Below are 24,904 nucleotides of genomic sequence, written 5' to 3'. Positions count from 1 at the left end.
ATCCAAGATAGTAAAGGATGTCAAGCATCTAGAGAAGTTTCCTGTTATCCTAGTAGGTAAAAATGAAAATTTGTCGTGTAAGATTACTAGTAATTGAACAGTGTTGGATCCAGAGATAATAGTTTTCATATCAAGTTCAGCATGGGCTACGGTTAATTTTATTAATATCTAGTCTGTAGGCATCATGATAACAGCCACTTAGAAATCTTTCATCTAAATTTGAATCGTGTAGCAGTTCACTGAAAGAAATACCGTACGTTAATATAATTTTAAACAACGATTTGTTGATATAAAAATTTTTTTAACTACAAGCGCAGTTTAAATGATAACAAAGTAACAGAATGGGAATAATCCGGTTCATTGGATGTCTGAGTAATTTTTAGTGCAATAAATAGTCAGCTCCATTCTCTAGGTTGCTAATGTTCTAATTCAAATTTTGCAGTTACGTCATTAAATTAAAATGAATTTAATACTTATATTCTTAATATTAATTTTCAAAGGTGACCAAAGCTTATGCAGTAGCGATAGTTTATCCCAGTACAAGGAGAAAATAATATGGTAAATGAAATTGAGTTAACAACAGAAAATTACGAACAGATTGTGTCAAAGGGGATAACCATAGTTGATTTTCGTGCGGATTGGTGTGCCCCCTGCAGAATGATGGATTCTGTTCTAGAAAAGGTAGCAGAAGACCCATCATACAAAAATGTTAAATTTGGTAAGGTAAATGTAGATAAAAATATGGAGCTGAATGTTCGTCACTCTATTTCTGGGATTCCAACTTTTTTATTTTACAAGGATGGAGAAATTATTGACAGATCAGTAGGTCTGCAAACAAAGAATACTGTTAAAAGTATGTTAAATAGTTCATTGAATAAATAGTGATCAATATCCATGTGTAATATTCAATATATTTCTTAATTTTTTCGTTTAGTATTTTATTTGACTGATAATTGTATTGATTTTTCTATAAGCGTATTTCATATATTTATATTCGTTCAATCTAAAATCATTTGAAAGGGAATATTTTTTGTATATCTTCGCTCTATGCACATAAAATTTTTGCAATAAAATCATTTATACCTCAATTTTTAAAAAATTGAGTAATTTACCAATAATAGTAATAGTTTCATGTTTTTATCATTTTAGCCAGAAAACTACTTTAACTCCCCTATTAAAGTATATCGTCTGAATGCTAGTTTGCTCCACAAGTGTATCCCAATTTGAACCAGAGTCATTGATAATATTTATATTAATTTGTTCTCCCGTTACCTAAACAACAATGTTGTTTAGCATTCATGATTATCTGAATAGTTTTTTAATATATTGCACGGTCCTAGGTGAAATATTGAATGCTTCGGCAGTTACTTTAACAGTATGTGTTTTTGAATATTCAAAGATAGCAGTATTTCGGCTATCTTTTTTTCTTTTGGGTCTGCCTTCTTTATAGTTAGGATTGTGTTGCTTAGCAAATATTTTTCCTGCTTGTGTACGTTCAATAATCATGTCACGTTCCATCTCCGCAACCGACAATAAGGTTCTAACAAGCATACGACCCATAGGAGTGTTATCAATCGTTCCTAAGTTTAAAACTTTGATAACGATTTTTTCTTTTAATAGGGAGTCAATTAAATTTAGCGCTTCTCGCGTGTTACGGGCAAAACGGTCTAATTTTGTGACAATCAAAGTATCATTTGGTTCAACTAAATGAACTAACTTTTCGAATTGGGGACGTGTGGTAGTGGTCCCAGAATATTTTTCACTCATAATGATATCAGCACCAGCCTTCTTCAAAGTATCTTTTTGTTCATTTAACGATTGTCCCGCTGTTGAGACGCGTGCATAGCCATAAACTGTCATTTTCCACCTCATTAATTTGCATAATTAAATTGCATATTATAAAACCTATTATATCAAGGGATATAAAAAGCGCAAGATACTTAAAAGTATCTTGCATTGTTTTACAGATGTTGTCTAATTATATTAGCAATGTCATTCCTTCCAATTTTTTCCAATTCTTTGACAAAAATATTTAACGGAGGAATGTTGCTTTTATAAGGTGATGCTTCTGAACCAATGTAAAGACCCGCTACCTGGTTCGCTATACAAATTTTTACTACACATGTTTTTGTCATAGGTAATAGATCGGGTGGTATATATAAAATCAGGACAATTATACCCCATCTTATTTAACATAAATAGCCTTATTATGACTAAATAGTTTTAATCATAATAAGGCTATTATTTTTTTAGGTAATAAACTCAAATTGTGCAAACCTCTTACAAGTACCTTGCGTTGTCCTATTACTATACATTAACTGGTGGTTTTAGAAAATGAATACTTATGTTAAATCTCTACGTAGTTTATAAAATTTCCTTCTAGTTTTTTTAGCTTGCTTTGTAAATGCTAGTTTATATCCAAAACTTCCCTCGCTAAATATTTTGTTTGCTAATTTTACATAAGACAAGAATGACTCTCTTGGTTTTGCTCTATCTACTTTCTGTAAATATGACTTTTTGACTTTTTTAATTTCTGGTAATCCTACTTTACTTCTTTGATGATGAATTATTCGCTCTACACGATTATTTTTAGCTTTTTGTTCGTGAATATTTTCAGTGAAAATATTTTTACCACCATATATTTTATTATAATCAGAACGGATTTTTAAAGGAAGATCTTTTATCTTTTGGTTACTTATTCTACTTCTTTGTTTTGAAATGGAGTAAAGTCTACTGGCCATAGTGCTGTATTTAATAGCTCTACGACCACGGTAATAAAATTTGTATATACTTTTGGGTCTAATAGCAATGGTATTTTGTTGTAAAATAAATCCGAGGTAATCTAAGCTAGTATTCTTATTACTTTTTATATCAAAAACATTTCCTTTGCTCACTGAAAACATTTTTGTTTTATTTTCTTCAATAGTTAAATTAACAATATTGTGACTTAGGTTGATAACATAGTCGACAAATATTTTGAAGGTTTCGTAATTTAGTAATTTTTTTGGCAAAACAATAATAAAATCATCAGAATAACGCCTGTATATACCCTGATATTTAGATGAGTACTTTTCTATTATTTCGTCAAACTCTACCATGTAAACATTCGCTAAAATGCCACTTATTCCGGTACCTTGGGGTATACCATTTTTTTTATTGGTAGTTATTAAGTCTTTATGTTTTTTTATAAATCTTCCAAAATCTTTACGTGAACTAAAGTATGCGCTCACATTATGCCTATTTTGAATATGAAGATTTTCATTTTCAAATGTTTGGGTGAAGATATCTCTATCTATCTTACGAAAATTTTCAATATTATTGATAATTTTTAACCAAACATTATAGTCTAAAGTATCTTTATGTAATTCTAGAACTTCAAAAATATGTTTGGTTAGAATAGTATGATCTAGATTATCGAAAAAACCTTTAAAGTCGCCTTTCATGACAAATACTTCGCTCTGCATGTCTATGAAATCAAAAACTTCTTTGGCAACTGTTATATTGGAAAGATGGTTAATTGTTCTATAGGCTACTGATGATTCTGATATACCGTGAATTTTACTATATCTATTATATTTTTCGTTAATAACACTTGATAAAAAAGAGTATATTCCTGAGTCGTGATGTGAAACTAGAGATATTTCTCTCTCTTTGAGTACAGGTTTATGGTTAGATGGGTATTTTTTAAAGCGAATTTTAAATTGAATTAATGGAAGAAATCTGTGGGACAATATATTTTTGGCATCAAGTAATTCATTATAGAATAATCTTGCTTCTTTTTTCGATAATGGAAAATCAATGTGTAGGTAATTTTTATTAACTTTAGAGAAAAAATAATCTGGATCCAAAATAAAAGTCCTTAATATATCGAAAGCACCCGAGAATATATGGATGACAACGAATCCTACCAGGGGTGCTTTTCTTAATTATCAATTGTAATTGCCAGTAATTCTTGATAAAATATTTTATTATTTTATAAGCGTAAAACGCTTATGCTGTCTAAAAGTATAATAGACTTGAGAAGTCCTGCATTGAGAACCTAAACTTATTCAGTATTAGTTTCACACTTATAGGGCTGATTACTCTTAGTCTAATTGATTATTCAAACACAATTACATTTATAAACCAGGAGGCTATTGCATTTATGTTCGAAACATTGTATCAATTCGTCTAAAGCTATTTCTGGCCACTCTAGGTAGTTTAATTATACAAATTATATTATAAATTTTCAAGAGATAAAAATACGAATGCTATTAATTTATTTAAGTCTAATTCGAATAAGATTTTTTCGTAGTTGAATTTTATTAAACCACTTACTTTATATTGTTTGTTCCAATTGATGTAACTTTAAAAGCCTTTTTTAAGACGGCTGCATGCCAATCAACTTCAGTTTTTTCGTCTAAAAGCATTTGCTTGGATATTAATTTTGAAAATTCATGGATAGAAAATAATTCTTCAGGGTGTAAATCTTTTTGAATCGCTTGTTTAAAGAAATCTATGAATGTCTTTGTGTCCATTGGTATAATATCGACAATACCATTATAAATACGAGAATTTTGGTGTGAAACGGTGTAAAAATGGTTTATTACTGATTCCTGTAATTTGTCAGCTATAAATATTCCAAAGCTCGGTTTTTTTATCTGCATTTCTCCAATATGGCGTGTTACGGGTTCACTTTCCATTTCATATTGTTTTTTTCCTTTTGAAAGAGTGACTTCTACGCCAATATTGAAGTTGCTATACTCGCCTACAATATCACTTTGACCGCCACTAGCTGTAGATACAGGCATACCCGAATCATCTACAATGAAGTTTCCACGAATGTTTCCATGATTTATCATAGTCATTGCTCGCCAAACATTCCATTCAAATAGTGTTGGTCTCATACTTGCAGGCTCGATATTATTGTTAGTAATGTCATTGAACACATCAATAATATCATCGATATCTTGTCTACTTCGTACTTTTAAGGAGGATTGTTTTTTTGCTAATTTTAGCTGCCTGCTCTCTTCACGTTTTTGACTAAGATTATGCTTTAACATATAAATTGTATCGTCTAAACTTCCGGAGCCGCCTAATTTTTTTAAACTAGATATTAAGTTTGTTTTATTATCATTTAGTAATTGAGGAATATAGGGATTTGAAATATACTCATCAAAATCTTTTCGACTCATATCAACTGGTTCAATATCACGTTTTATGTGCGTAAGCATATAGTCAACTTCATTCTGCCGATTAGGGCTAATTGACAATGATCGTCCTTTTGTAAACACAAAGATACCAGAAGCTCTTAAAATACGAAAAATAGAGTCTGTATAATCGTTCCAATTACTCATCTTTTTTTTCATATATTCTTCCGCTGTTTTAGTTTTAGATTCACGTGTTTCGATGTTTCCTGAATCGATTATATCTTTGTACAAATTTGTAAATAAATTAAGTTGAGTTTCATAATCAAATCTTTTTAATGATTTCTTTTGCTTTTTTATTTTTTTACGATCAACTCTGTATTGTTTAATTTTATTAACAGTCTCTTCAAACCTATTATAATTGGTCAGAGTCATTCCAAATATAAGCATTTCTTTATATGTTAAATATTCAAGAACGTTAACCAATCTTATTAACTCCAAAAAAGGTTTTATCTTAAAATATCCTTTATTAGTATTACGTTCTCTATGAAGGCAAGAGGGCAACTGATATTTAAGCATTTGATGAAGCAAAACGTCTTCAAACAAAGCACTATCTTCTAATAATTTTCCGGCTTCAGTAACTTTAAAATTTTGTCCCTTTTGTGTGATAAAAAACCCCAGGGCTTGAGGCATTCGGGTTAGTTTATCACGTCCTGCTAAGGCTTTATCTTTTGCATTTCCAGCCATTTCACCAGCTACCTGGGCCTTCGAAAGAAATTTATAGAATTTTTCTTGGAAGGATTTATTGTACGGAATATCATCCATTTTATTTTTATCAATAACTTTTATATATTCTTGTATTAAATATGGACTTCTTGGACTTGTAAATCCAAGTATAAATCTTTCTCCAAAAACTGCCATAAATTTTACCTTTCAATAATTTGTGATAATTAGATGATTTGCTTCTGATTTAAATCTATTTTTAATGTTAACAGAGTACCTTTTAACATATTCATCTTTAATAAAACCCGAGTATAGCTCCTTTGTCAAATCAGTTTCTCCAATAATCATTAATGCAGGGGAAGATAAATTTTTAAAGTCGCTAGCAAGCTTGCGATGTTCTAGTTCTCCAAAATCACCAGTAAAAGCTTCGTTACCGTATTCGGAAAAAACGGTGTCATATGGAGGGTCCAAGAAAATAAAATCATTTGAAGTAGCTTTGTTAAATGCAAATTCATAAGATGAGTTATATATTTCTGCTTTTGACAACAAATTATGATGCTGTTTTGTCAATAATTGAGTATTAAAATTTGCATATCTTCCGTAGGGTACATTGAACTCACCTAAAGAATTATAGCGTACCATTCCTGAATAAGCTGTTTTGTTAATAAAAAAATACAGAGTAGCTTTTTCATATTTTGTCTTTTGTTTACCATTGAACATATCTCTAATTTGATAATAGAGAGTTTCATTTGGATCGTCTACTCTCATCGTATCTAATTGTAGTTTTTTTCGCTTTATAAAAATACTTCTGTTGGCTTCATATTGATTTTGGAGGTCTGTTAATTCTTTTTTAATTTTACAAAAATGCTTTCCACTTACTCCTTTATAAAAATCAATTAGTGAGTAATTGATATCACCCACAAATGCATCTTCTGGTTCTAGATAAAAATAAGTAGAACCACCACCAAAAAATGGTTCAAAATAAGTACTGAATTTTGGTATGTATTCAACAAAATACGGTATTTCTTTAGATTTACCACCACGATATTTTAAAATTGGTTTCATCATTGTGAGTTTTTTGCGTCCCTGCCCATTTTGCACATAGTACAAATTATTTTTGCATCTTTTTCAAAGTCTATACTAATTTATTTTATTTATTTTTCAAGCGTGCGTCGCGCGCTTCTAAAGTATTAGTTTGTAAAGCGAATGACTTTTGTTCACTACTACTTAGATTGTCTACAAACGCTTGTAAAGCCAGATCTAAAGCGCTTTTTTGACTATCCGCATATCCTAAGTTGGCTATTGCTTGTAGTTTATTTCTTGAATGATTGCTGATTTTTAAGTTTGTATCGAATGATACGCTAGTAGCGGGTACATTTGATTTCTTTTCTGTTGTAAAGTCTTCTGCTTTTGCAATTACTTTAGGGGTAATATTTTTTTTATTTCTGTTTGATTGGATTAGCGAATTAGCCATGTTCAATATCCTCTATTCTTTTTAGCATTTCGTCTGTTACTTTTTCATAAACAGCAAAGACATTTTTGTCGTGTTTACTATTAAATGTGATACCGGTGATACCATATCTTTTTATTCGTTGCATTGCGTGTATTTTAGTATCAAGAATATTACCTTCACCAAATGTTTCAGTAGCATTGATAATAGTTGCTTCATCAACTGGCGCGCCAGCTTGCATTAGGACAGCTAATATCCCAATTAGTTCTAGTCTAGGTGCTTCGTAAGTGTCTATTACTTCGTCTTGAATATACTTAATAAATGTTTCTGCTCCAGTAAAACTTGCTTCATGTGTTTGCATGACAATTAAACTATAATCTGACGCATACAGAGCACTATCTGTAATTAATGATATTGTTGGTGGAATATCGACTATTATATAGTCATAATTTTCTTTAATTGGAGTTAATAGCTTATCAAATTGTTTTACTCGATCATTATAGTCTTTAAATTTTTCCATATATCTTGGATATAAAGAGAAATCTGGAGCGGAAGCCATTAAATCCAAATTGTCCATGATATTTATTATGGAATGAGATAAATCCCCTTCCTCTATACTAGACATTAAAGATTTATCAAACGTAACCATTTTATCAGTTAAATTTGCTTTTGTTTTTAGATATAAAGTTGTTGCATTACCTTGGGGGTCTAAGTCTACTAAAAGAGTTCTAAAGTTCCTTTTACTTAATTCTAGTGCAACCATTGTGGAGTTAGAAGTTTTCCCAACACCACCTTTAAAGTTTCCGAACGTTATAACCTGTGTCATGTTAATCCTTTCTTAATGTAGTTCAGTAGTTCTTTATTACTAAGACTAATGCACACAATAGTCTAGTAGTTCTAGTGGTAAACAGTATAATAGTGCGATAGTGCTAAATAAATAAAAATAAGTTCTTATAATGTTATTGTAACAGCATTTTATAAAAGTGCAACAGTGCAAGTATACTAACACTAAGTAGTTCCTAGACTATTTAGTGTTAGTAATAGATAGTCTAGGAAACAAGTAGTTCAATAGTCTAATAGTGCAGTAGTGCTAATTAAAAAAGCTTTGACATTCTGTTTTTGTTGATGATACAATGACAGTTGAATTAAGGAAAAAAAAATAAAAGAAAAGCCACCAAGGATTGCAGTCCTTGATAGCTACGTAAATCTTATTTGTTCTGGTTAACGTAGATATATTATACAACATAACCTTTGTGTTGTAAATGTGGATGATTTCAGAAAGAGTGAAGCCAAACACTTTAAGGGGTATGGTTGATATGACAGGTAGGGGGTAGTTGTGTTTCTTACAACTCGGTAGATCCAAAGTGCTGTATCAGGTATACGAAAAAATAGACAAGTGCCATTTTCCCAGACACTACTGTACAAAAATATTTGGGTGCTACATAAACAATCCATACTGGGCGTGTAGTAGGGTGAGAGCGACCATTAACGGCTCGGCAGGTAAAACGGTGTTAAAGGACACAGAGCTTGTATTTAAGCTGTATCGTGACAAAGAGAATAAATATAGTGATACAGCGCCAATAAGGGCGTTTTTTTATTGGTTCAATGACTAAGTAATTGATTAAAGCAGGTGGGTAAAACCAAAGCTTGTATGGATAAGGTGACGGACGACTGAACGATCGGTCAAGTGTTTGTTTGATTAAAGTTTTTTTCTTCCTAAAAACAAGGGAAAAACTATCTTCAGCTCTAAACTTCCCTCACTCTCAATCAAGCATTTTTGACTTGCTTGTGTCAACAATTTTTTTTAGTTTTCTGTATTTTTATAGATTTAAAGACAATAAAAAAAGCCACGATGATAATAATAACCACGGGCGAGCTTATCTGTTGTGGTGGCGGTTGGCTGTCGCGCGGTTTCCGTGTTTGGTGGCAGATTTTATTTGATATTTAATTGATAGTTTTTATAAATATAGTTGGCAATTGTTTGCTGTGAGTAGATAAAAATATTCTTAACTTGTTTTTCTTCTTCAATGACTTGTTTAGCTGTTTGAAAGTAAAATAAGTTAAATAATCGGATTCTCATAGCTTGGTTACTAATTCCGAAATATTTGCATAAATAATTAAAAGGCTTTCTTTCATTCAGTAATGATTGAATGGCTTTTTTATTTGCCAATAACATGCCAGCCATATTATTGGCTTCTTTTTCAAAGATTTGATCTTCTTCAGTATAATCGTTTTCCTGCATCAAAGAGGGGTATGTTTGATTATTTTTGTGAAGTAAAAAGTGCCCGATTTCGTGCATGATTGTAAAATGTTGTCGGGTTTCTGTACATTCATTGTTGTAACAGATCATGGCCATACGACTATCTTTCAAAGTTAATCCATAAATGCCATAGTTATCTGCGATTATCGTACTAAATTCGTTTTTATTGAGTGGGACGAGAACAATTTTATGGTTGTTTTCAAAATAGTTTGATATATGCCACCATTTCAGGTCTTGTGGATCACAATTATTTTCTGTTGCAACCGTTTCAATTAATTGGTTTGCCTGATTTTCAAGTTCGGTATATTTTTCTATCTCGTCAGTATTCATTTAGTTATCTTTTTCCTGATCGTCTAGTTTCTTTTCTTCTTCTTGTAACCGCTTAAAGGCGAAATCCCTTAACATTGTGAGTTCTTTTTTGAAATCTTCACGTTTTTCTTCTGGCACATTTTTCATGTCGATACGAAAATAAACATCAATTGGCGTTGGATCGTCAGTACGTCCTAAAAGATAGTCTGTTGAAGTATCTAGTACGTCGGCTGTTTTTTGTATCGTTTCACCCTTTGGAATGTTACTTTTCCAACTATATATTGAGGTTTTGGCAATGCCAATTTTTTCCTCTAATTCGGATAATGACAAACCTTTTTCTTTTGCCAATTTTTTTGTTCTATCTAGTATAGTTTCCATATTTTCAATTTCCTGAATTTAATTTCAAAAAAAACATTGACATTGAATCTAGTTTCAATTAAAATAGTATTTGTAAGTTAGTTGATAAAAAAAGCCCATGCAATTGGGCGACATTTAATTTTATCCATTTGAGTTAATTTTTTATCTTCTATCCTTATGAGAGAATAAAAAAAGGTGCACAAGGCACCAGACGAAGTTATAAAAACTGAATATACAGTCATTTAGATAACAATTATATTCATTTTTACAATTACCTCTAGACAAGATAATTGTATGTGAGATATTAAAATAATGCAAGTTTTTTGTGCTTATTATTTTGTTTTGCTACCTGGCGAGTAGTCATGGGGTCGAGCTTTCATATCTAGCTCGTGATGATTAACTGCGTTATGTCAATTAATCATTAACTACTGAAATCAAACCCGTAGCGGTTTCAAAGGCGCGAAAAGTGTGGGGGAGTTAAACGTCAAGTGGCGTTTGGCAGAACACAAATTGTAGATATAAAGAATGCCAGGATCATTTTTTAAAAGTGTGAGCGTTCGCAATTATTGGTTATGATCCATTTGAGATTATCGCTGGTGTTGTTCAAAAAAGATATGGATTGATAGGTTAAGTTGTTTTTTAGGTTTTTTTTACAACTTAACTTATTGTTGATGAATTATAGTTTTTATAAAACACGTTCTTTTTAGCTAATTTAGTTGATCAGGGCGTTTTATTGTAGGGTGGTGGTTATGGACGAATATCCTGATGGGTTTACATTAGATGATGAGTGTCTATTAACAACCGACATTGAACTAATTAAGTGGTTTGAGGAAAAAAATAATCAAATTTTGAAAGGTTTGATTAAACCTGAAAATTATATCCCACTTAGTGAGTATGAACAAACGTATCATGAAAGGCGGTTTAAACGTTATTATGACTAATGATGAGGGCAAGACGAAAATATTCTTGCGTGGTGATTTTGAAAAGCCTTTAACGGCAGAGGAACATGCAGAATTGTTAGATGATTTAAAGCCATTGGCTGGTAAATATGAGTTCCATGTGTCGGTTGAGACTAAAATTTAATGTAGTGTTGGTAAGGACATGTTGATTGTTTAATCTAAAGTGTTCTTTTTATTTTGATTAAGAAAGCGAGTTTTGATTTTTATGAGTAAGATGTTGAAGTTGTTACCTGAAAAAGGTAACTTGAAGTTTTTGTATTTAGGAACACCTGATAATGGGCGACCACAGTTTTTGATTGAAGGTTCTGACGCTGATGCTTTGACTGTTACACCAGTTGGTAAGTTGCCAGAGGGATTGAAGCCAAAAGATATTGTGAAGTTTGAAAATATGACGCTTGATTTGGTGTCAATTGGTGGTTCACGTACTAAAGTTTCTGGTTTGACTGCTGTTATTAAGAAAGAAAATGAAACAGTAGCGACTACCTGGGCGAATGAGTCAGCCCGTACTATGGTTGTGGTTAAGGGTGAGTATTTCCCTGTTGTTGATACAGATTTCTTTACTGGTTCATTTATGTATGGTGCCACTCGTGGTGTCTTTGAGACTTTGACTTATCAGGAACAACAAGATCGTGGTTCCCGTGTTGGTGATTTGATTGCTAAAGATGTTCGTGTGAGTGATGAAAATGGTAAGGCATTAACAGTTCGTGTACCTGTTGAAGTATTCCCAGAGGGTGCCTTTAAGCCATTTGATAAGGTTGAATTTGAAAATTTGGTTGTGTCATTATTTGACGGTTCAACCAATGATGATCCAGATCAAGATGTTTTGTTCTTCTCTGCTAGTGGCATTTCAAAGGCAACTGCTGAGAATAAGCCACAAACAACTGTTAAGCCTGCTGAAGCCAAAACTAAGTAATGGCAGGAAAGGGGTTAATCAATGAGTAAATTATTTCCCCGTGGTTTCCGTGTTCGTTATTGGCACAGGCATTTAAGACGTGATGTTTTTATTGCGATTGGACTTGTGCCAGTGGTCATATTTTTGATCACGATTGTTTTTCGTTTGCTTGCTATCATGCCACCTAGTAAAGGGTTAGTCAGCTTTACCAAAGCATTAGTCACACAAGTTGATTGGTTGGATTTCGTCAATAGTTTGTTACCAGGTCTTTATTTGACTTTGATTGCTATGGTTGTCCTAGTGCTTGGTACAAGTTATTGGTATTGGAAGACTTATCAATTTCAAGGTTTTTGGGCGACTGTTTTCCGCTTAGAAAGGCTATCTAATTGGCTAATTGCTAATCAATATTATTTGTTTAAGGAAGTTGATGAAAAAGAACACCGTTTGAGTTTTGATTTGGGTGGTGAGAAAGGTGGTTGGCATTGGTAAAACAAAAAATTAAGCTACCAAAAGTCAGTTTAAAGAACAATGGTAAGGTTGGTTTCTCAATCTATTTACCAATGGACGGACAAAAGTATCAAGATCGTTTTCGTGATCGACGTATTTCACAACCTATGTCGGCTATGTTGTTTGCGGACGGTGTGGGAACAAATGATATATTTGGGTTTAAGTCATTTGACTTTATTTCTAATCCGTTGGGATTACGTTTGGGATTAGCTGATATGACTATAACAGATCATACGATTGAAATTATGAAAGGGGTGGTTTGGGATTATGAAAAATATCCCCAGGCACTTATTTCTGGTGACACGGGTTCTGGTAAATCATTCTTTTTGTTTAGTCTATTGAATGGACTGATTAAAAGTGGTGCGGTTGTTGATGTTGCAGATCCTAAAGAGACTGATTTATCAGTGCTTGGCAAAACAGCGTCCCTAAAATATCGTGTGACTTATGGTCGTGATCGTATTTTAAAATCGTTTTATCGTTTTTATTTGGAAATGATTAAGCGTGGTCGTGAATATCATGATCTATTGAATGATAATTTAGAAGAAAATGTTGGGAACTATCGTAAGTATGGTTTAAAACCACATTTTTTTGTTTTTGATGAATTTGGTGCGTTTGTTTCTGGGTTGAAATATAACGAAAGTGAAGCGATACAGCAAATTTTGGGACAAATTACCATGTTAGGTCGTCAATTAGGTTACTTTGTAGCGATTGCTATGCAGAAACCAACGGCTGATACGATTGGTAGTGCGTCTCGTGATCAATTTCAGTTCCGTGTGGCACTTGGTAAGATGAAATCTAGTGGACTGTCTATGATGTTCCCTGATGATGTTGACGAAGTGCAGTTTAAGGAACTCTCAAAGAATTTAAAGGGGTGGGGTTATTTAGCTATGACACCAGGGCAAGCCAGATCATTTTTTGCGCCTGTTATTCCTAAAGACTTTGTCCCGTTTAAATATTTTGATGAATTAGGTCAGCAATATCCAGCCGTTCCAGTTGAGCCGATGGGTGAGATTAAGGAATTTTTGGATAGTAAAAGCGCTAAATATGTAGAAATGAACTTTTAGTTAGTCCCTATTAGTTATTTGGCAGGTCTAATTTGATTTAGTGATTGTAGGCAGTCGGGGTGCATGAGGCGTTAAGCAAAGCACTTACGGCACGTTGACCCTTTTCAGCCATGGAACAGCTCTGCTGTGAAAAAGGAAGCGCCCAGCTCTGCTGGTGCGCGACTGGTGGCGTTGGAAAAGGGGATTACGTGCCGTTGTGTCTTTGTAGCCGATTGTGCGCTGGATAACGTACAATCACTTGATCAAATTCGCCAACCCCCCAAATTACTAATAGGGGGGGTAAATTTACAAATAAACCGACAGGTAACCCCTCCTCAACGCCTGGGGGAGTAACTTTTAAACCACATTTGTATTGAGGGGCAAAATTGTAATATCTGCCCCTTATATTAAAAAAATGTAATAAAAGTCCTAAAGGAGCTGATATGAAGTATAAGTATTTAACTCTGTTACCTCATGAGACGAATGGTAGAACGTATGACTCTAGTTATGCGTTTTTATTTTGTCGTTTTGATGAGAAGACAGATGAGGTAGAACAAGCCCAAACATATTTAGTTGAAGCAGATAAGTTACCGCCAAAATTAGAAATAATGGATATTGTTGTACCTGAAAAAGTTTATCAGGAGGGAGGTGGCGATTGGGTGATGTCATTTAAACCTATTGATAATAACCAGCGTATTGAACGATTAGATTATTGGAATGATATTGCCGAACGTTTAAGATATGTCAGAGAATTACGCTAGTTTAAATTTTGATCAGATGACTGGTTGCGATTTAGTACAATTTCGTATTCATTATCATTTGACGCAGAGCCAAATGGCTTCATTTTTGATGATTTCAAGGCGTACTTATGGGCGTATGGAAATGAGTGGGGATAGTTTGATGACAGTTTTAAATGCTGATCAACGATATGTTTTGAAAACCTATGTCGGTAGTCAAGGTTTGTCACTTTGGTTGGATTATCTTGGTATGTCATTTAAAATGCGAACGCCTGAAACGTTAATCAAGCTATTTTTTGATAATCGCCTTGACCTATTTGTTAAGCGTGACAGTGGACGATACGGATACAATGTTGCTTATTCATTTGGTGGCTTATCCTACATTACGATTTACGGTAAACGTGATAGCCCTGAAAGTTTTATCGACTTTTCGGGTAGTGGTATTCGCTTAATGGAAATGTTGTTGATAGAGCAAGGGTTGGTTTGGTCTCACTTTATCAATATTGCCCTGGCAAATGGTGGTAAGGCAACACGTATGGATTTTGCGTTTAATGATATGTCTCGTATGTTTGAGATCCCAGAATTATATCAAAAACTTATGACAGATGAGTATACGCAGAAGTTTAAGAGTGATCCACAATATTATGCTGACGGAAAAAATGGCGGTTCAACGATATATTTTGGTTCACGTTCATCAGAAGTCTTTTTTAGATTCTATGAAAAAGATAAAGAGCAAGCCAAAAAACATTTTGTTGAGCCAGAAGCTATTCCCGTCAAAAATCGTTATGAAATTGAGTTGAAGCAAAAACGTGCGCAAACTATGGCAGAACATGTCGCTAATGGCAAAGATGTTGCTAGTGAGTTGTTAGCCTATTTGCGTGATTATTTACAGTTCTACAATCAGCCCGTAGTTGGTTTAGATAAAAAAGAAATTGCTAAATTAGATCAATGGCAACCCTGGGTAGTATTTTTAGAACAAGCCAGTATCGTTGATTTTCAAGCAGAGCCAAAAGAGGTGTCAATGGATCGATCACTGGCTTGGTTTATAAATCAAGTGGCACCGACATTAAAAGGCTTGATTGAATATTATGGTCAGGAAAAAATTGATGAAATTCTTGATGATACGGAATTGAGTCAACGTCAAAAGAAGTTGTTATCAGTTGCCGAAAAGGTCAACTTACCATTTTAGAAAATTTTGGAGGACACACAGATGTCAGAACAAGGAACACAATTCAAAAAAGCACTTAGCGCTACTGCAACCGAAGTTGCTAATTTTAAGGCATTATCAAAAATTGAAGACGGTAATTTGTATGCTGCTGTGAACAAAGCTAAGGAAATCATGGAAAATGATCCAAAGTGGAGCGATTTAATTGGTGATGACCTAGCGAGTTTACGTCGTAACTTGGCTGTTTTGAACAAACAATACAAGTCATTGCCAAAGGTGGCGGACAACGTCATCAATTTAGCCGAAGAAATTACGCAAAAAGTAGATCGGTTTGGGGGTATGTAAGATTTGTGTTTGATAAGTTAAAGTCAATCAAAAAAGGTTATGTCAAATCTCGTGATAAACCAGATCAATCATTACCTTATGCCAAAGTCCAAAAACGGGGCAAATGGATTAGGCGTTTTGTTAAAATTGCCCTCGTGTTAGTTGGTTTGAGTGGTGCAGTTGCTTTTATTAAAGCTAGTAATGTGAGCCAAACTAATCATAAGCTAATTGCTAAGATGAAAACGTATGATGACAAGCTAGAAAAGGCTAGCATGGGACAAAGTGTTTATTCACCAAGTCTTAATCGTTATGCGCAAGGTTTTTTTCAAACCTATTTCACGCAGTCAGATAATGATGATGATAAGCAAAAACGTTTGAAAGCCTTAAAAAAGTATTTTGCCACTAATATCAGTAGCACCATTTATGATAATCAGGACTCACAAAAAGAGACGTATGTGGGATCCAGATTATTAAATACGTTTACCAAAAATGACGTGAAGATTGCACAGTATCAAGTTGGCTATACAGTTGGCAACGATAAAAATACAATTATTCGCGTTTTTAATTTGTCTTTTGCTCAAAAAGCAGGGCAGTACACTGTTTTGGCGTTACCTTATGCCACAACCGAACAAGATATTGTCGGACATGTTGGCAAGATTGATCAAGATGACACCAATAATGCCACGTTGGCAAGCAGTGATAAAGTTCAAGCCTTTGTCAAAGCCTTTAGTGAGAAGTATGTGAGTTCAAAAGCTAGTGATATGTCCTTAATCATGAAAGAGCCAGAGGGACTAGAGGGACAATACGCCGTTAAGAGTATTGATCAAGTCAACGTTTCAGGTTCTAAGGATAACATGAACATTAAATACTTATTGACGCTAACGGACACAGAGACAAAGCTGGAACATTCAGAACAGATTACCTTGACCGTTTCGCCAAAGGGATCAACCTATTATGTGGTTAAGATGATCCATACACAAGGCGGTTTATTAAATTAACAGGAGGTTATGATGAAAGCAATCATCACAAATTATATGTTTCAAATTCCGACACTAGGGATTAGTTTTAATGGGCTACAAAGTCAAGTAGCAGGTTGGGTATCAGCCATTGTTGCCATGATTATTATGTGGAAAGTAGGACAACATTTCTTTAAGGGTTCTGTTGGTCAAATCGTTGTAACGATTGCAATTGGTGGTTTAGTCTACTTTGTGGTTAAAAATCCAGATAGTGTCCTTAACTCTGTGGGTGGTATCTTCAAATCTCTATTTAGTTAATATGGCAGAAGTTTATAACTATCAAAAAGCCTTGAAGCAAGATATTGTTATTCGCAAAATTTCAGAAGATAAGAGTTTACCTGTTGGGATTAGTTTGAAACCAGCGGTTATATTTATAGTTTCTTTTATCGTGCTCTATTTTATTTTTCACGATCCGTTGCGAATTTTTTATCATGCCAATCCAGATTTAGGAAAAATAGCTTATTTGGGTACTTATGGTGTTATACCTTTTGGGATAGTCACATTGGCAAACAGAGTGAAGCCTGACGGCTTAGGATTAGTGCAGTATGCCCTTTCAATCGTGACATTTGGTATTAAAAGAATACTTAATCGAACGGTTTATTATCATGATCGTGTCTTGCCAACTGGTTATTTTGAAGAGAGTCACATGGCAGATACGCCAATTATTGTTGAAAAATCTAAAAGTCGTGATTGACGTTAAAAATCAGAAAGGATAAGCGCAAATTAGCGCTTTTTATTTACAAAAAATTATGAAAAATTCAAAGACGTACAAGTTGTACAAATCAGGCAAGTTGTGGGTAATCGGAGCCGTTGCAGTAGCTGGAGTAGCTGTGAGTGCTAATACCACACAAGTCAATGCTGACACAGTTTCAAACACTGACGCACAAGCCGTGAAAACGACTGATACAGTACAAGATGATAAGCAAGCGCAATTGACTGCTTCATCAACTGATCAGACTAAAACTGATGATACGGCTAAGGCTGATAACGTTTCATCAACGGATGAAAAAAGCACTGTACCAACAACTGATACTAGTACAGCACAATCAATACAAGCCACTTCTACTGTATTGCCACAAGTAAAAGCAGTCGCCTTAACGTCTAGTGTTGATCCAGTGGCAAGTGCGACATCATCAAGTGATGATTTTGGCGATAATGATGATAGCAATTTGCCAGGTGGTGACACAGGTTCAAGTTCATCATCAGACAATGGTGGAACGAGTTCATCAGATGATAATAGTGATACTGATACGCCAACACCAACACCAGGTGATGATGACGATAATGGTTCAACATTGCCAGATGATAATGGTGGATCGAGTTCATCAAGTGATAATGGTGGTTCATCATCAGGTAACGTTGAATCAAGTTCATCATCAGACAATGGTGGTTCAAATTCATCAAGTGATCAAGGTGGCTCATCAAATAATGGTGGAACAGATAACTCAAATGCTGGTGGATCAAGTTCATCAAACGACACCAACACAGTACCTTTGACACCGACAACACCTGATAAGAATGATCAGGGTGAAATCAATCCTGTTAAACCAGTTGAAGTAACGCCTGATAGCTCTGGTAATGTTGTTTCAGTCTCAACACAAGTCGCTAGTGTTCCTAGTGTCGCCCGTGCTATGGAAGCCTATAATCAAGCGTTAACAGCTAATGATAAGGACGCTAGCAATGCTAAGGTAGTTGAAGCAAAGCAAAAGCTAGATGACGCTGTTGCCAAAGCCTTACCAGAAACACATGCAACACAAGCAAAATCATCAATTGGCATTTTAAGTGCTGTTTCAGGCGTTTTGGCAATGACAGGCGCATTGATATTCAAACGTTTTAAAAATTGATGAGTTCGCACCTAAAGGGGGTGTTTTTTTAATGATTAAGTTTAGTGAAATTAAAATATTTGTTGGCGCTGTGAATGTACCGTCTCTTGGTCAATGGTTTACATTGCCTGTGTCACCTAGTCGGGTAACACAAGTTTTAACTGAAAAAGGCGCGATTGGATCAGATACTGGGAACGAAGAAATCATGATTAGTGATTATGAAGCACCATTTAAAATAGATCCTTATGAGTCGATTGTTAAGCTAAATAACATGGTTGAGAGTGCCAAAAGAGCGGTTGAAAATGGTGTTGATGAGCAAACTTTAGCTGATTTATATGATCAAGGGTTAGTTTTACTTGATAATCAGATTGACAGCCAAGTTGAAAATTTAACAATTATCAAAGCAGAAGATGAAGATGACTTAGCCAACGAAGTGATCTCAACGCGTGGTGGTGTTGGTCAGCTATCGAATGAGGACATCAATTATTATTTTGATTTCAAAAAATACGGACATGATCTGATTTTGGGTGGTGATTTCACGAAGCTACCTCATGGCGATTATGTAGGGTTGTAGTGTTAGTTGCGGAATTTAAAGCGATTTATAATGCTTACCTCTATGACCTTAATGTCACTGATATTAAGTGGACGTATCTCAAAACTACCCTTGAATTGCGCTATTTTGATGCGAATGGCTTAATTCAAATCAGGTGGCGCATTAAGAATGGTTTTGTGTTGGAAGATACAAAAAAAGTGATTGTTTATTAGCAATCATCTGCAAAGCCTAGACTTTGTAGGTACATAACAAATAAAAAAATAAGGAGACATCAATGAAACTAGCAGTACCATTTAAAGCCGTGAAAGATAATATTTTATTAACCCAGGACAATGAAGCCTGGGCATATTTCAATATTGAAGCACTAAGTATTTCAGATAATGATGAGGCCGGTATTTCTAAACGACAAACACAATTGAGTCTGTTATTTGATCGGCTCGCTGATTTTGAAGATTTTGAATTACGTCTTTATAATCGTGATTTGGATTTGGTCAATCGTTATAAAGAATTGCAACCGTCTTTAGCAACAGATATGGGTGAGACACCCGTTCAAATGATTGTAGATGAAATTAGTGCAATCACTGCTACTGGTGTGTCACAGACGATTGAACGTTTTGTTTTGGGTATCAAATTACATAATCAAAATTCTGGTAAAGTGATTAAACAAGCCACTAATGCCATGAATAACTTTGTAGATGAGTTGGCTGGTTGGTTTAATTATGAAAAGCCATTTGACGAAAAACTGTTTGATGATTTTAGAACTAGTGAAAAACAGGCTTATGAAAAAGTTGGCTATTTGGATCATACCAGGCGTTTGACCACTGATGAATTAGTTCATTTAATGCGTAATAACTTTATCCAGGGACAGCTACATGATTTTAGAAAAGTCGGACAAGAACGTGATATTTTCAAATTAAGTGATACTGTGATTGATGATGGGGCAGTGAGTGGCTACGTTAAATTGGTTAATGATGATAATGTGCGTTATGTTGCCAAATTAGTGTTATCGACAACGCCAGAAAACATCACAGGCTTTCATTTATTCCGACTAGTACAAAATATGAGTTATCCAATCGACATCAATTTGAAAGCCCATTATTATAAGTCAGAGGGTATCTATGGCTTAGCAACTCGTGCTAGTCAATCGTTAAAGACAGCTAGTAATAATGTTGAAGAACGTTATCAGGCAGAGGGATTTTCTTCTAGTAAAGATGATAAAACGATTGAAATTGCCGAAGTGCTAAATGATCATATTTCAGAAAAGAAAAACTTCTTTTCCACCATAGTCACGTTTACGGTATCAGCGGAAGATATTGAAACCCTACATGATCGTGTTGCTAATTTAATAGAATCATTTAGGAGTATTGACGTGAATATTGTGAAACCAATCGGTGAACAAAAACGTCTTTTCTATTATGATTTAATGGGTTCTGATGTGTCCCAAAACCGCTATTGGGTGCAATTATTGACCAGTGAGGGTATTGGTGAGCTGTTGTTTGCCGTCAATCAACAAGTTGGTAGTAACATTGGCTTTTATATTGGACGTGGTGCGCCGAAAACAGTTGCTAATAGTACCCAGGACGCATTAGACAGTTCAAAGCGCTTGGTCTTTTTTAATCCGTTGATTACCAACGAAATTTTAGACGGATCCACCAGCACCACCAGCCCTAATATTATGATTACGGGTAAAACAGGTAGAGGAAAGTCTTACCTCACTAAAATCATTTTGAAAATCATTCAACTTTCAAATGCTAAAGCAATCTATTTTGATCCTAAGCAGGAAATGCGTAAATGGTATTCAGCGGTATTGAACGATCAGACTTTTAAGACAGATTATCCAGATGAATATACATTATTGAATAATGTGCGTTTTGTGACGCTTGATGTTTCTGATAAAACAAATTATGGTGTTTTGGATCCCTTTATTGTGATTGATGTGCGGCATACAATGGGACAAACACAGTCAGGTGAAGAAAGCTTAAAGGCTACGGTACAAGAAATTTTTAAACAAATTTATCGTGATTATGGTTCCTTAATTGCCGAAACAGAATTAGATCTTGCCATTAATAAAATTATTCAAAAGCGACAAGCTGGTGAAACCGTTGGTATGTTAGATGTCATTGAAAAATTAGCCCAAAATGAAGATGAAGACGTGAAACATTTAGCTAAGTTTTTATCAGGTAAGGTTACTCGTAGCTCATTGTCCCTAGTCTTTTCACATGGTGAAAGTGAGGGATTGAAGTTAAACAATCGGATTACTATTCTTGAAACAGCAGGATTGACATTGCCACAACATGACAAAGCCAAACAGGATTACACCGAATTTGAGGTGGCAAGTATGATTGTAATGACGGTGTTAGGGGTCTTTAGTCGGGCGTTTGCGACACGGGATTATGATGAAAAAACGGTTGAAATATTTGATGAAGCTTGGACGTTTACAACGTCTGATATTGGTAGTCGTATTTTTAATGAAATGGCACGTATTGGACGTTCTGCCAATAACTTGTTAATTCCAGTGACACAATCAGTTCATGATGTTAAAAGTGATAATTTTGGTGTTTTGTTTGCCTTTGATGAGGATAAGGAACAGCCAGATATTTTACAACATGTTGGTTTGCCAGTTAATGATGACAACATCAAAGAATTAAGTAATATGGTCATGGGACAGTGTTTCATGAAAGATATTTATGGACGGGTTGAAAAAATAACGGTTGATGAGCCATTGGTTGCTATGCAACGTGCTTATCAGACAGTTAAAGCTGGTGACACGGCACAAGCCGAAAAAGCTTATCGCTAATATGTTAAAATAGAACAGTCGATAGTTAAGTTAAGTGGTGGCTATTCTTTCAACAGAAAAGAGGTGGTGCTTATGGTGTAAAACCTATAAACACGAACTCTAGGAAAGGAAAAGCCTGGTGTCTGTTTCAGACGCTTTACAGCTCATGTTTATGTTTGGCACTTTTATAGTTGCCTTACTAGCATTGGTTGTTGAGTTGATTAAAAGTCAACAAAAAAAATAACCACTCAACTTTGCACGGTTGTGGTTATTAAACACTTAATATGTGAATAGTCACTGCTTAGCAGGCTATTGATGTTAAAGGGAGTAGTTCGAGCTACTTCCTTTTTCTATACACAATTATAACATGATGATTGAAATGATGAAAGGAAAACACATGCAAATCAAATTTTGTCGGAAGCTGATGATTTTGGCTTCTTTTTTGTTTGTTTTAGGCTTTGCACAAACGCAAGTGTCCGCAGATGATAGCAGTAGTTCAAGTAGTACGTTAGTTAATCAAGATACGCTTAATGCAATTGATGACGCTTCAAAACAAGCTGATAAAGCGGTAGATGAGGTTACACGTGACGCAGAAAAAAAGTCAGGCGATACTAGTACCACTGATACCTCATTTAAAGCCAGTGACGCACAAAATATCAATAAGTTGAATGACTCACTGTTTTCATGGCAACCCTATTCAGAAAAAATTGGTGTGACGGACTTAGCCAATAATACGGGTATGGGCTTAGCTAAGTTTTTTTGGTATTTGAATACTTTGATTTATCAAATCAATGATGAGTTATTAAGTGCTTTATCAAATGACGGTAATTTATCAGAAGCCTTTACACAAGCCCAGAACGCTGTTTCAGGTAAAGTAAAATCTATTTTTGATCAAGGCAAGTTGTTGTTTGGTGGATTAGCTATTATTGTCTTAGCAATTACGGGGTTCATGCACTTTGCTAGTGGTCGTACGTCATCAGCGGTTCGAATGGTGGTTAATTTTGTTGGTATTTTATTAGTCGCAACGCTTTGGTATGGCAATGGTAATGAGTTATTTAATCAAATCAATGAAGCCAGTGATGCCGGACAGGCGCAAGTCTTAAAGGTCATTGGTAATAGTAATGATAATGTTAAACCAGGGGACACGTTAAGAGTGGGGTATTTTGAGAGATCAATTGAACGCCCTTATTTCCTGATGAATTATGGTAAGGCAATTGCTGATGGTGTTATAAAAAAAGGTCAAAATCCTTATCAGTTTATTTCAACTAATGAAAAAAGAGATGATGATAAGGTTCAGACACAGGTAACAAAATTAAAACAAGTCTTCCCTACATTAGGTAAAAACAATTCCTTTAATAAAGCGGGTATGAGCTTAGTAGCAATCGTGGTATCAGTTGTGAATGCTATTCCTTATGGCGCAGTGGCTTTGTTTAATATCTTTGTTATGGTCATTGAATTGGCTTTGTATCTCTTGTCTCCGTTTGTTTTGGTTATGGCGTTATTCCCACAATTTGCCCGTAACGGTTATAAAATTGTTGGCGCAACAATTATGTGGGGTATTGCTAAAATTGGGGCTGGTTTCTTAATTGTTTTGGTCGGGGCTTTACAGGCGTTCACTGATAGTTTTATCCCAGCGATTAATTTCGGCTCATACGCAGTTAACGCATTCCTATTCTTTTTCTTAGTCTTTATCGTCTATAAGTATCGTGGTAAGCTATTTGAATTTGTTGGGGTTAGTTACTCACGAATTGAGGGACAAATGCCACAAGCCATGCGCTTATCTAATCTACGTGAAAAGGGGCAGAGTATTAAGCAGTCTAGCGTTGGTCAAAAAATAAGTCAAATGGGACCAATGCAACGTATGTCACAAAGGCGTGATGTACGTGATGAGATGAAAAACAAACAGGCAGATGAAAAACGACAACAAAATCTTTCTCGTGTTCGTGATCAGTTGTTAGGCAAAGAGCAGGCAAAAACACAAAAATTGTCAGATAAAAATAAGAAACCATTGACGGTTGATGAATTTAAAAAGCCAATGGATTCTAAAAAGTCTGATGATCCAAAACAGTCAGCGGTTGAAAAAGACGGTGTTCATTTACCAAAATCAAACTTTGAAGCTAAACAACCTAATAGTCGTGTCAATAATCCAAAAAGTAAGGATAATGGTTCAGATAGTCAACAGGAAGTGGCTAAAAAGCGTGAAGCGATTAAGCGTCAATTATATGGTGATCAAGCAACACAATCACAACCTAAGACACTTAATAAAGTGCCTGATAATCATAATAACTTTGAGCAATCAAAGACACCAAAACGTCAAGAAATCGCTAATGATCAGAAAAAAACAGTTAATCGTGACAAAATAGCTCGTGAATTATTAGCCGAACGTGATAAGCAAAAGGAACAAAAACAAAAGTTACGTGATGAAAAAGGCAGTCAGTTAAAAAATAAATTTGGAAAGGATAACTCGTGAAAAAAATGAGCTTAATAATCGCTACAATCGTTGTGGCAGTAGTAACTACGGCGTTTTTACGGTATAATAATAAGTATCATGATACACCAAATGATCAATTAAAAACGGCGTTTCATCAAACCCTGGGTAAGCATAAAACCGTGATCGCTTTTCATAAAAAGGGGTGTTCAACCTGTGAGAAGTTGACGGGTGATGTCAATAAATTACAAAAAATGCGTGATCAAAATAATCAGGCAACCATTGTCGTTGATTACATGAATTTAGTGACACGACAATATTTTGAACAGTATCATGTTCAAGTGGCACCAACTGTCTTAGTGGTACAAAAAGGGGCAGTCATCAAACGAATTGTGAAGCCAACACATGAACAAATGGCACAAATTGCGAGAGAATAAATCAATTGATTGGAGAGAT

General features: G+C 34.6%; 26 protein-coding genes. 18 read left to right on the top strand and 8 right to left on the bottom strand.

Annotated elements, in window-relative coordinates:
* Nucleotides 1-555 precede the first annotated feature (555 nt).
* Nucleotides 556-882, top strand: coding sequence for a thioredoxin fold domain-containing protein (locus GJV51_09085; GenBank protein ID QGM26163.1), 327 nt, complete (start codon nt 556-558; stop codon nt 880-882).
* Nucleotides 883-1,302: 420 nt separating this feature from the next.
* On the opposite strand, the gene GJV51_09080 is transcribed toward GJV51_09085, so the two are convergent.
* The 8 genes from GJV51_09080 to GJV51_09045 all read right to left on the bottom strand — a co-directional run bounded on the left by GJV51_09080 (nt 1,303) and on the right by GJV51_09045 (nt 10,246).
* Nucleotides 1,303-1,860: a recombinase family protein gene (locus GJV51_09080; GenBank protein ID QGM26162.1), complete on the bottom strand. Its 558-nt coding sequence runs from the start codon at nt 1,858-1,860 to the stop codon at nt 1,303-1,305.
* 482 nt (nt 1,861-2,342) lie between these two features.
* Entirely contained in the window at nt 2,343-3,848 is a 1,506-nt protein-coding gene (locus GJV51_09075) for a hypothetical protein (GenBank protein QGM26161.1), read from the bottom strand.
* Between the two features lie 465 nt (nt 3,849-4,313).
* Entirely contained in the window at nt 4,314-6,047 is a 1,734-nt protein-coding gene (locus tag GJV51_09070) for an AlwI family type II restriction endonuclease (GenBank protein QGM26160.1), read from the bottom strand.
* 12 nt (nt 6,048-6,059) lie between these two features.
* A complete protein-coding gene (locus GJV51_09065) occupies nt 6,060-6,914 on the bottom strand; it encodes a Dam family site-specific DNA-(adenine-N6)-methyltransferase (GenBank protein QGM26166.1) in 855 nt (284 codons plus the stop codon).
* 85 nt (nt 6,915-6,999) lie between these two features.
* Nucleotides 7,000-7,323 (bottom strand): hypothetical protein, encoded by a 324-nt coding sequence (locus GJV51_09060; GenBank protein QGM26159.1) that lies wholly within the window; start codon nt 7,321-7,323, stop codon nt 7,000-7,002.
* A complete protein-coding gene (locus tag GJV51_09055) occupies nt 7,316-8,125 on the bottom strand; it encodes an AAA family ATPase (protein ID QGM26158.1) in 810 nt (269 codons plus the stop codon). Before GJV51_09055 ends, GJV51_09060 begins: the two co-directional genes overlap by 8 nt.
* A 1,107-nt stretch (nt 8,126-9,232) precedes the next feature.
* Nucleotides 9,233-9,889 carry an ImmA/IrrE family metallo-endopeptidase gene (locus GJV51_09050; protein QGM26157.1) on the bottom strand — a complete coding sequence of 219 codons (657 nt, stop codon included), beginning with the start codon at nt 9,887-9,889 and terminating at the stop codon, nt 9,233-9,235.
* A complete protein-coding gene (locus GJV51_09045) occupies nt 9,890-10,246 on the bottom strand; it encodes a helix-turn-helix domain-containing protein (protein QGM26156.1) in 357 nt (118 codons plus the stop codon). It abuts the gene before it with no gap.
* A gap of 728 nt (nt 10,247-10,974) precedes the next feature.
* Between GJV51_09045 and GJV51_09040 the strand changes: the two genes are divergently transcribed.
* From GJV51_09040 to GJV51_08960, 17 genes are all read left to right on the top strand, one after another.
* A complete protein-coding gene (locus tag GJV51_09040; GenBank protein ID QGM26155.1) occupies nt 10,975-11,166 on the top strand; it encodes a hypothetical protein in 192 nt (63 codons plus the stop codon).
* 223 nt (nt 11,167-11,389) lie between these two features.
* Nucleotides 11,390-12,097, top strand: a complete 708-nt coding sequence (locus tag GJV51_09035) for a hypothetical protein (GenBank protein QGM26154.1) — start codon at nt 11,390-11,392, stop codon at nt 12,095-12,097.
* Between the two features lie 21 nt (nt 12,098-12,118).
* Complete coding sequence (locus GJV51_09030) at nt 12,119-12,565, top strand: hypothetical protein (protein ID QGM26153.1); 447 nt, start codon at nt 12,119-12,121, stop codon at nt 12,563-12,565.
* Nucleotides 12,559-13,647: a cell division protein FtsK gene (locus tag GJV51_09025; GenBank protein ID QGM26152.1), complete on the top strand. Its 1,089-nt coding sequence runs from the start codon at nt 12,559-12,561 to the stop codon at nt 13,645-13,647. The genes GJV51_09030 and GJV51_09025 overlap by 7 nt, the downstream gene beginning before the upstream one ends.
* Before the next feature lie 422 nt (nt 13,648-14,069).
* On the top strand, nt 14,070-14,387 hold the full coding sequence (locus tag GJV51_09020; protein QGM26151.1) for a hypothetical protein: 318 nt from the start codon (nt 14,070-14,072) through the stop codon (nt 14,385-14,387).
* Nucleotides 14,388-14,403: 16 nt separating this feature from the next.
* On the top strand, nt 14,404-15,552 hold the full coding sequence (locus GJV51_09015; GenBank protein ID QGM26165.1) for a hypothetical protein: 1,149 nt from the start codon (nt 14,404-14,406) through the stop codon (nt 15,550-15,552).
* A 21-nt stretch (nt 15,553-15,573) separates the two neighbouring features.
* Entirely contained in the window at nt 15,574-15,873 is a 300-nt protein-coding gene (locus GJV51_09010; GenBank protein ID QGM26150.1) for a hypothetical protein, read from the top strand.
* A 5-nt stretch (nt 15,874-15,878) separates the two neighbouring features.
* Nucleotides 15,879-16,850 carry a conjugal transfer protein gene (locus tag GJV51_09005; GenBank protein QGM26149.1) on the top strand — a complete coding sequence of 324 codons (972 nt, stop codon included), beginning with the start codon at nt 15,879-15,881 and terminating at the stop codon, nt 16,848-16,850.
* 12 nt (nt 16,851-16,862) lie between these two features.
* A complete protein-coding gene (locus GJV51_09000; protein ID QGM26148.1) occupies nt 16,863-17,126 on the top strand; it encodes a hypothetical protein in 264 nt (87 codons plus the stop codon).
* Between the two features lies 1 nt (nt 17,127).
* Nucleotides 17,128-17,562, top strand: a complete 435-nt coding sequence (locus GJV51_08995) for a conjugal transfer protein (protein ID QGM26147.1) — start codon at nt 17,128-17,130, stop codon at nt 17,560-17,562.
* 55 nt (nt 17,563-17,617) lie between these two features.
* On the top strand, nt 17,618-18,712 hold the full coding sequence (gene uasX, locus GJV51_08990) for a serine-rich aggregation substance UasX (protein QGM26146.1): 1,095 nt from the start codon (nt 17,618-17,620) through the stop codon (nt 18,710-18,712).
* Between the two features lie 31 nt (nt 18,713-18,743).
* Nucleotides 18,744-19,265 (top strand): hypothetical protein, encoded by a 522-nt coding sequence (locus GJV51_08985; GenBank protein ID QGM26145.1) that lies wholly within the window; start codon nt 18,744-18,746, stop codon nt 19,263-19,265.
* Nucleotides 19,265-19,456, top strand: a complete 192-nt coding sequence (locus GJV51_08980; GenBank protein QGM26144.1) for a hypothetical protein — start codon at nt 19,265-19,267, stop codon at nt 19,454-19,456. The genes GJV51_08985 and GJV51_08980 overlap by 1 nt, the downstream gene beginning before the upstream one ends.
* Before the next feature lie 62 nt (nt 19,457-19,518).
* Complete coding sequence (locus GJV51_08975) at nt 19,519-22,041, top strand: DUF87 domain-containing protein (GenBank protein QGM26143.1); 2,523 nt, start codon at nt 19,519-19,521, stop codon at nt 22,039-22,041.
* A 118-nt stretch (nt 22,042-22,159) separates the two neighbouring features.
* Nucleotides 22,160-22,264, top strand: a complete 105-nt coding sequence (locus tag GJV51_08970) for a putative holin-like toxin (GenBank protein QGM26142.1) — start codon at nt 22,160-22,162, stop codon at nt 22,262-22,264.
* A gap of 153 nt (nt 22,265-22,417) precedes the next feature.
* Nucleotides 22,418-24,490 (top strand): peptide ABC transporter permease, encoded by a 2,073-nt coding sequence (locus GJV51_08965; GenBank protein ID QGM26141.1) that lies wholly within the window; start codon nt 22,418-22,420, stop codon nt 24,488-24,490.
* Nucleotides 24,487-24,885 (top strand): thioredoxin, encoded by a 399-nt coding sequence (locus GJV51_08960; protein ID QGM26140.1) that lies wholly within the window; start codon nt 24,487-24,489, stop codon nt 24,883-24,885. The genes GJV51_08965 and GJV51_08960 overlap by 4 nt, the downstream gene beginning before the upstream one ends.
* Nucleotides 24,886-24,904 lie beyond the last annotated feature (19 nt).

Origin of the sequence: Leuconostoc mesenteroides subsp. mesenteroides (assembly GCA_009676745.1) — a bacterium.
Classification (GTDB): domain Bacteria; phylum Bacillota; class Bacilli; order Lactobacillales; family Lactobacillaceae; genus Leuconostoc; species Leuconostoc koreense.
This window is presented reverse-complemented; position numbering and strand designations above follow the sequence as displayed.

Excerpts from the sequence above, each read along its gene's own strand:
- GJV51_09085 (QGM26163.1), top strand. The coding sequence starts at position 556 with ATGGTAAATGAAATTGAGTTAACAACAGAAAATTACGAACAGATTGTG.
- GJV51_09080 (QGM26162.1), bottom strand. The coding sequence starts at position 1,860 with ATGACAGTTTATGGCTATGCACGCGTCTCAACAGCGGGACAATCGTTA.
- GJV51_09070 (QGM26160.1), bottom strand. The coding sequence starts at position 6,047 with ATGGCAGTTTTTGGAGAAAGATTTATACTTGGATTTACAAGTCCAAGA.
- GJV51_09065 (QGM26166.1), bottom strand. The coding sequence starts at position 6,914 with ATGAAACCAATTTTAAAATATCGTGGTGGTAAATCTAAAGAAATACCG.
- GJV51_09060 (QGM26159.1), bottom strand. The coding sequence starts at position 7,323 with ATGGCTAATTCGCTAATCCAATCAAACAGAAATAAAAAAAATATTACC.
- GJV51_09055 (QGM26158.1), bottom strand. The coding sequence starts at position 8,125 with ATGACACAGGTTATAACGTTCGGAAACTTTAAAGGTGGTGTTGGGAAA.
- GJV51_09050 (QGM26157.1), bottom strand. The coding sequence starts at position 9,889 with ATGAATACTGACGAGATAGAAAAATATACCGAACTTGAAAATCAGGCA.
- GJV51_09045 (QGM26156.1), bottom strand. The coding sequence starts at position 10,246 with ATGGAAACTATACTAGATAGAACAAAAAAATTGGCAAAAGAAAAAGGT.
- GJV51_09040 (QGM26155.1), top strand. The coding sequence starts at position 10,975 with ATGGACGAATATCCTGATGGGTTTACATTAGATGATGAGTGTCTATTA.
- GJV51_09035 (QGM26154.1), top strand. The coding sequence starts at position 11,390 with ATGAGTAAGATGTTGAAGTTGTTACCTGAAAAAGGTAACTTGAAGTTT.
- GJV51_09030 (QGM26153.1), top strand. The coding sequence starts at position 12,119 with ATGAGTAAATTATTTCCCCGTGGTTTCCGTGTTCGTTATTGGCACAGG.
- GJV51_09020 (QGM26151.1), top strand. The coding sequence starts at position 14,070 with ATGAAGTATAAGTATTTAACTCTGTTACCTCATGAGACGAATGGTAGA.
- GJV51_09015 (QGM26165.1), top strand. The coding sequence starts at position 14,404 with ATGACTGGTTGCGATTTAGTACAATTTCGTATTCATTATCATTTGACG.
- GJV51_09010 (QGM26150.1), top strand. The coding sequence starts at position 15,574 with ATGTCAGAACAAGGAACACAATTCAAAAAAGCACTTAGCGCTACTGCA.
- GJV51_09000 (QGM26148.1), top strand. The coding sequence starts at position 16,863 with ATGAAAGCAATCATCACAAATTATATGTTTCAAATTCCGACACTAGGG.
- GJV51_08995 (QGM26147.1), top strand. The coding sequence starts at position 17,128 with ATGGCAGAAGTTTATAACTATCAAAAAGCCTTGAAGCAAGATATTGTT.
- uasX (QGM26146.1), top strand. The coding sequence starts at position 17,618 with ATGAAAAATTCAAAGACGTACAAGTTGTACAAATCAGGCAAGTTGTGG.
- GJV51_08985 (QGM26145.1), top strand. The coding sequence starts at position 18,744 with ATGATTAAGTTTAGTGAAATTAAAATATTTGTTGGCGCTGTGAATGTA.
- GJV51_08975 (QGM26143.1), top strand. The coding sequence starts at position 19,519 with ATGAAACTAGCAGTACCATTTAAAGCCGTGAAAGATAATATTTTATTA.
- GJV51_08965 (QGM26141.1), top strand. The coding sequence starts at position 22,418 with ATGCAAATCAAATTTTGTCGGAAGCTGATGATTTTGGCTTCTTTTTTG.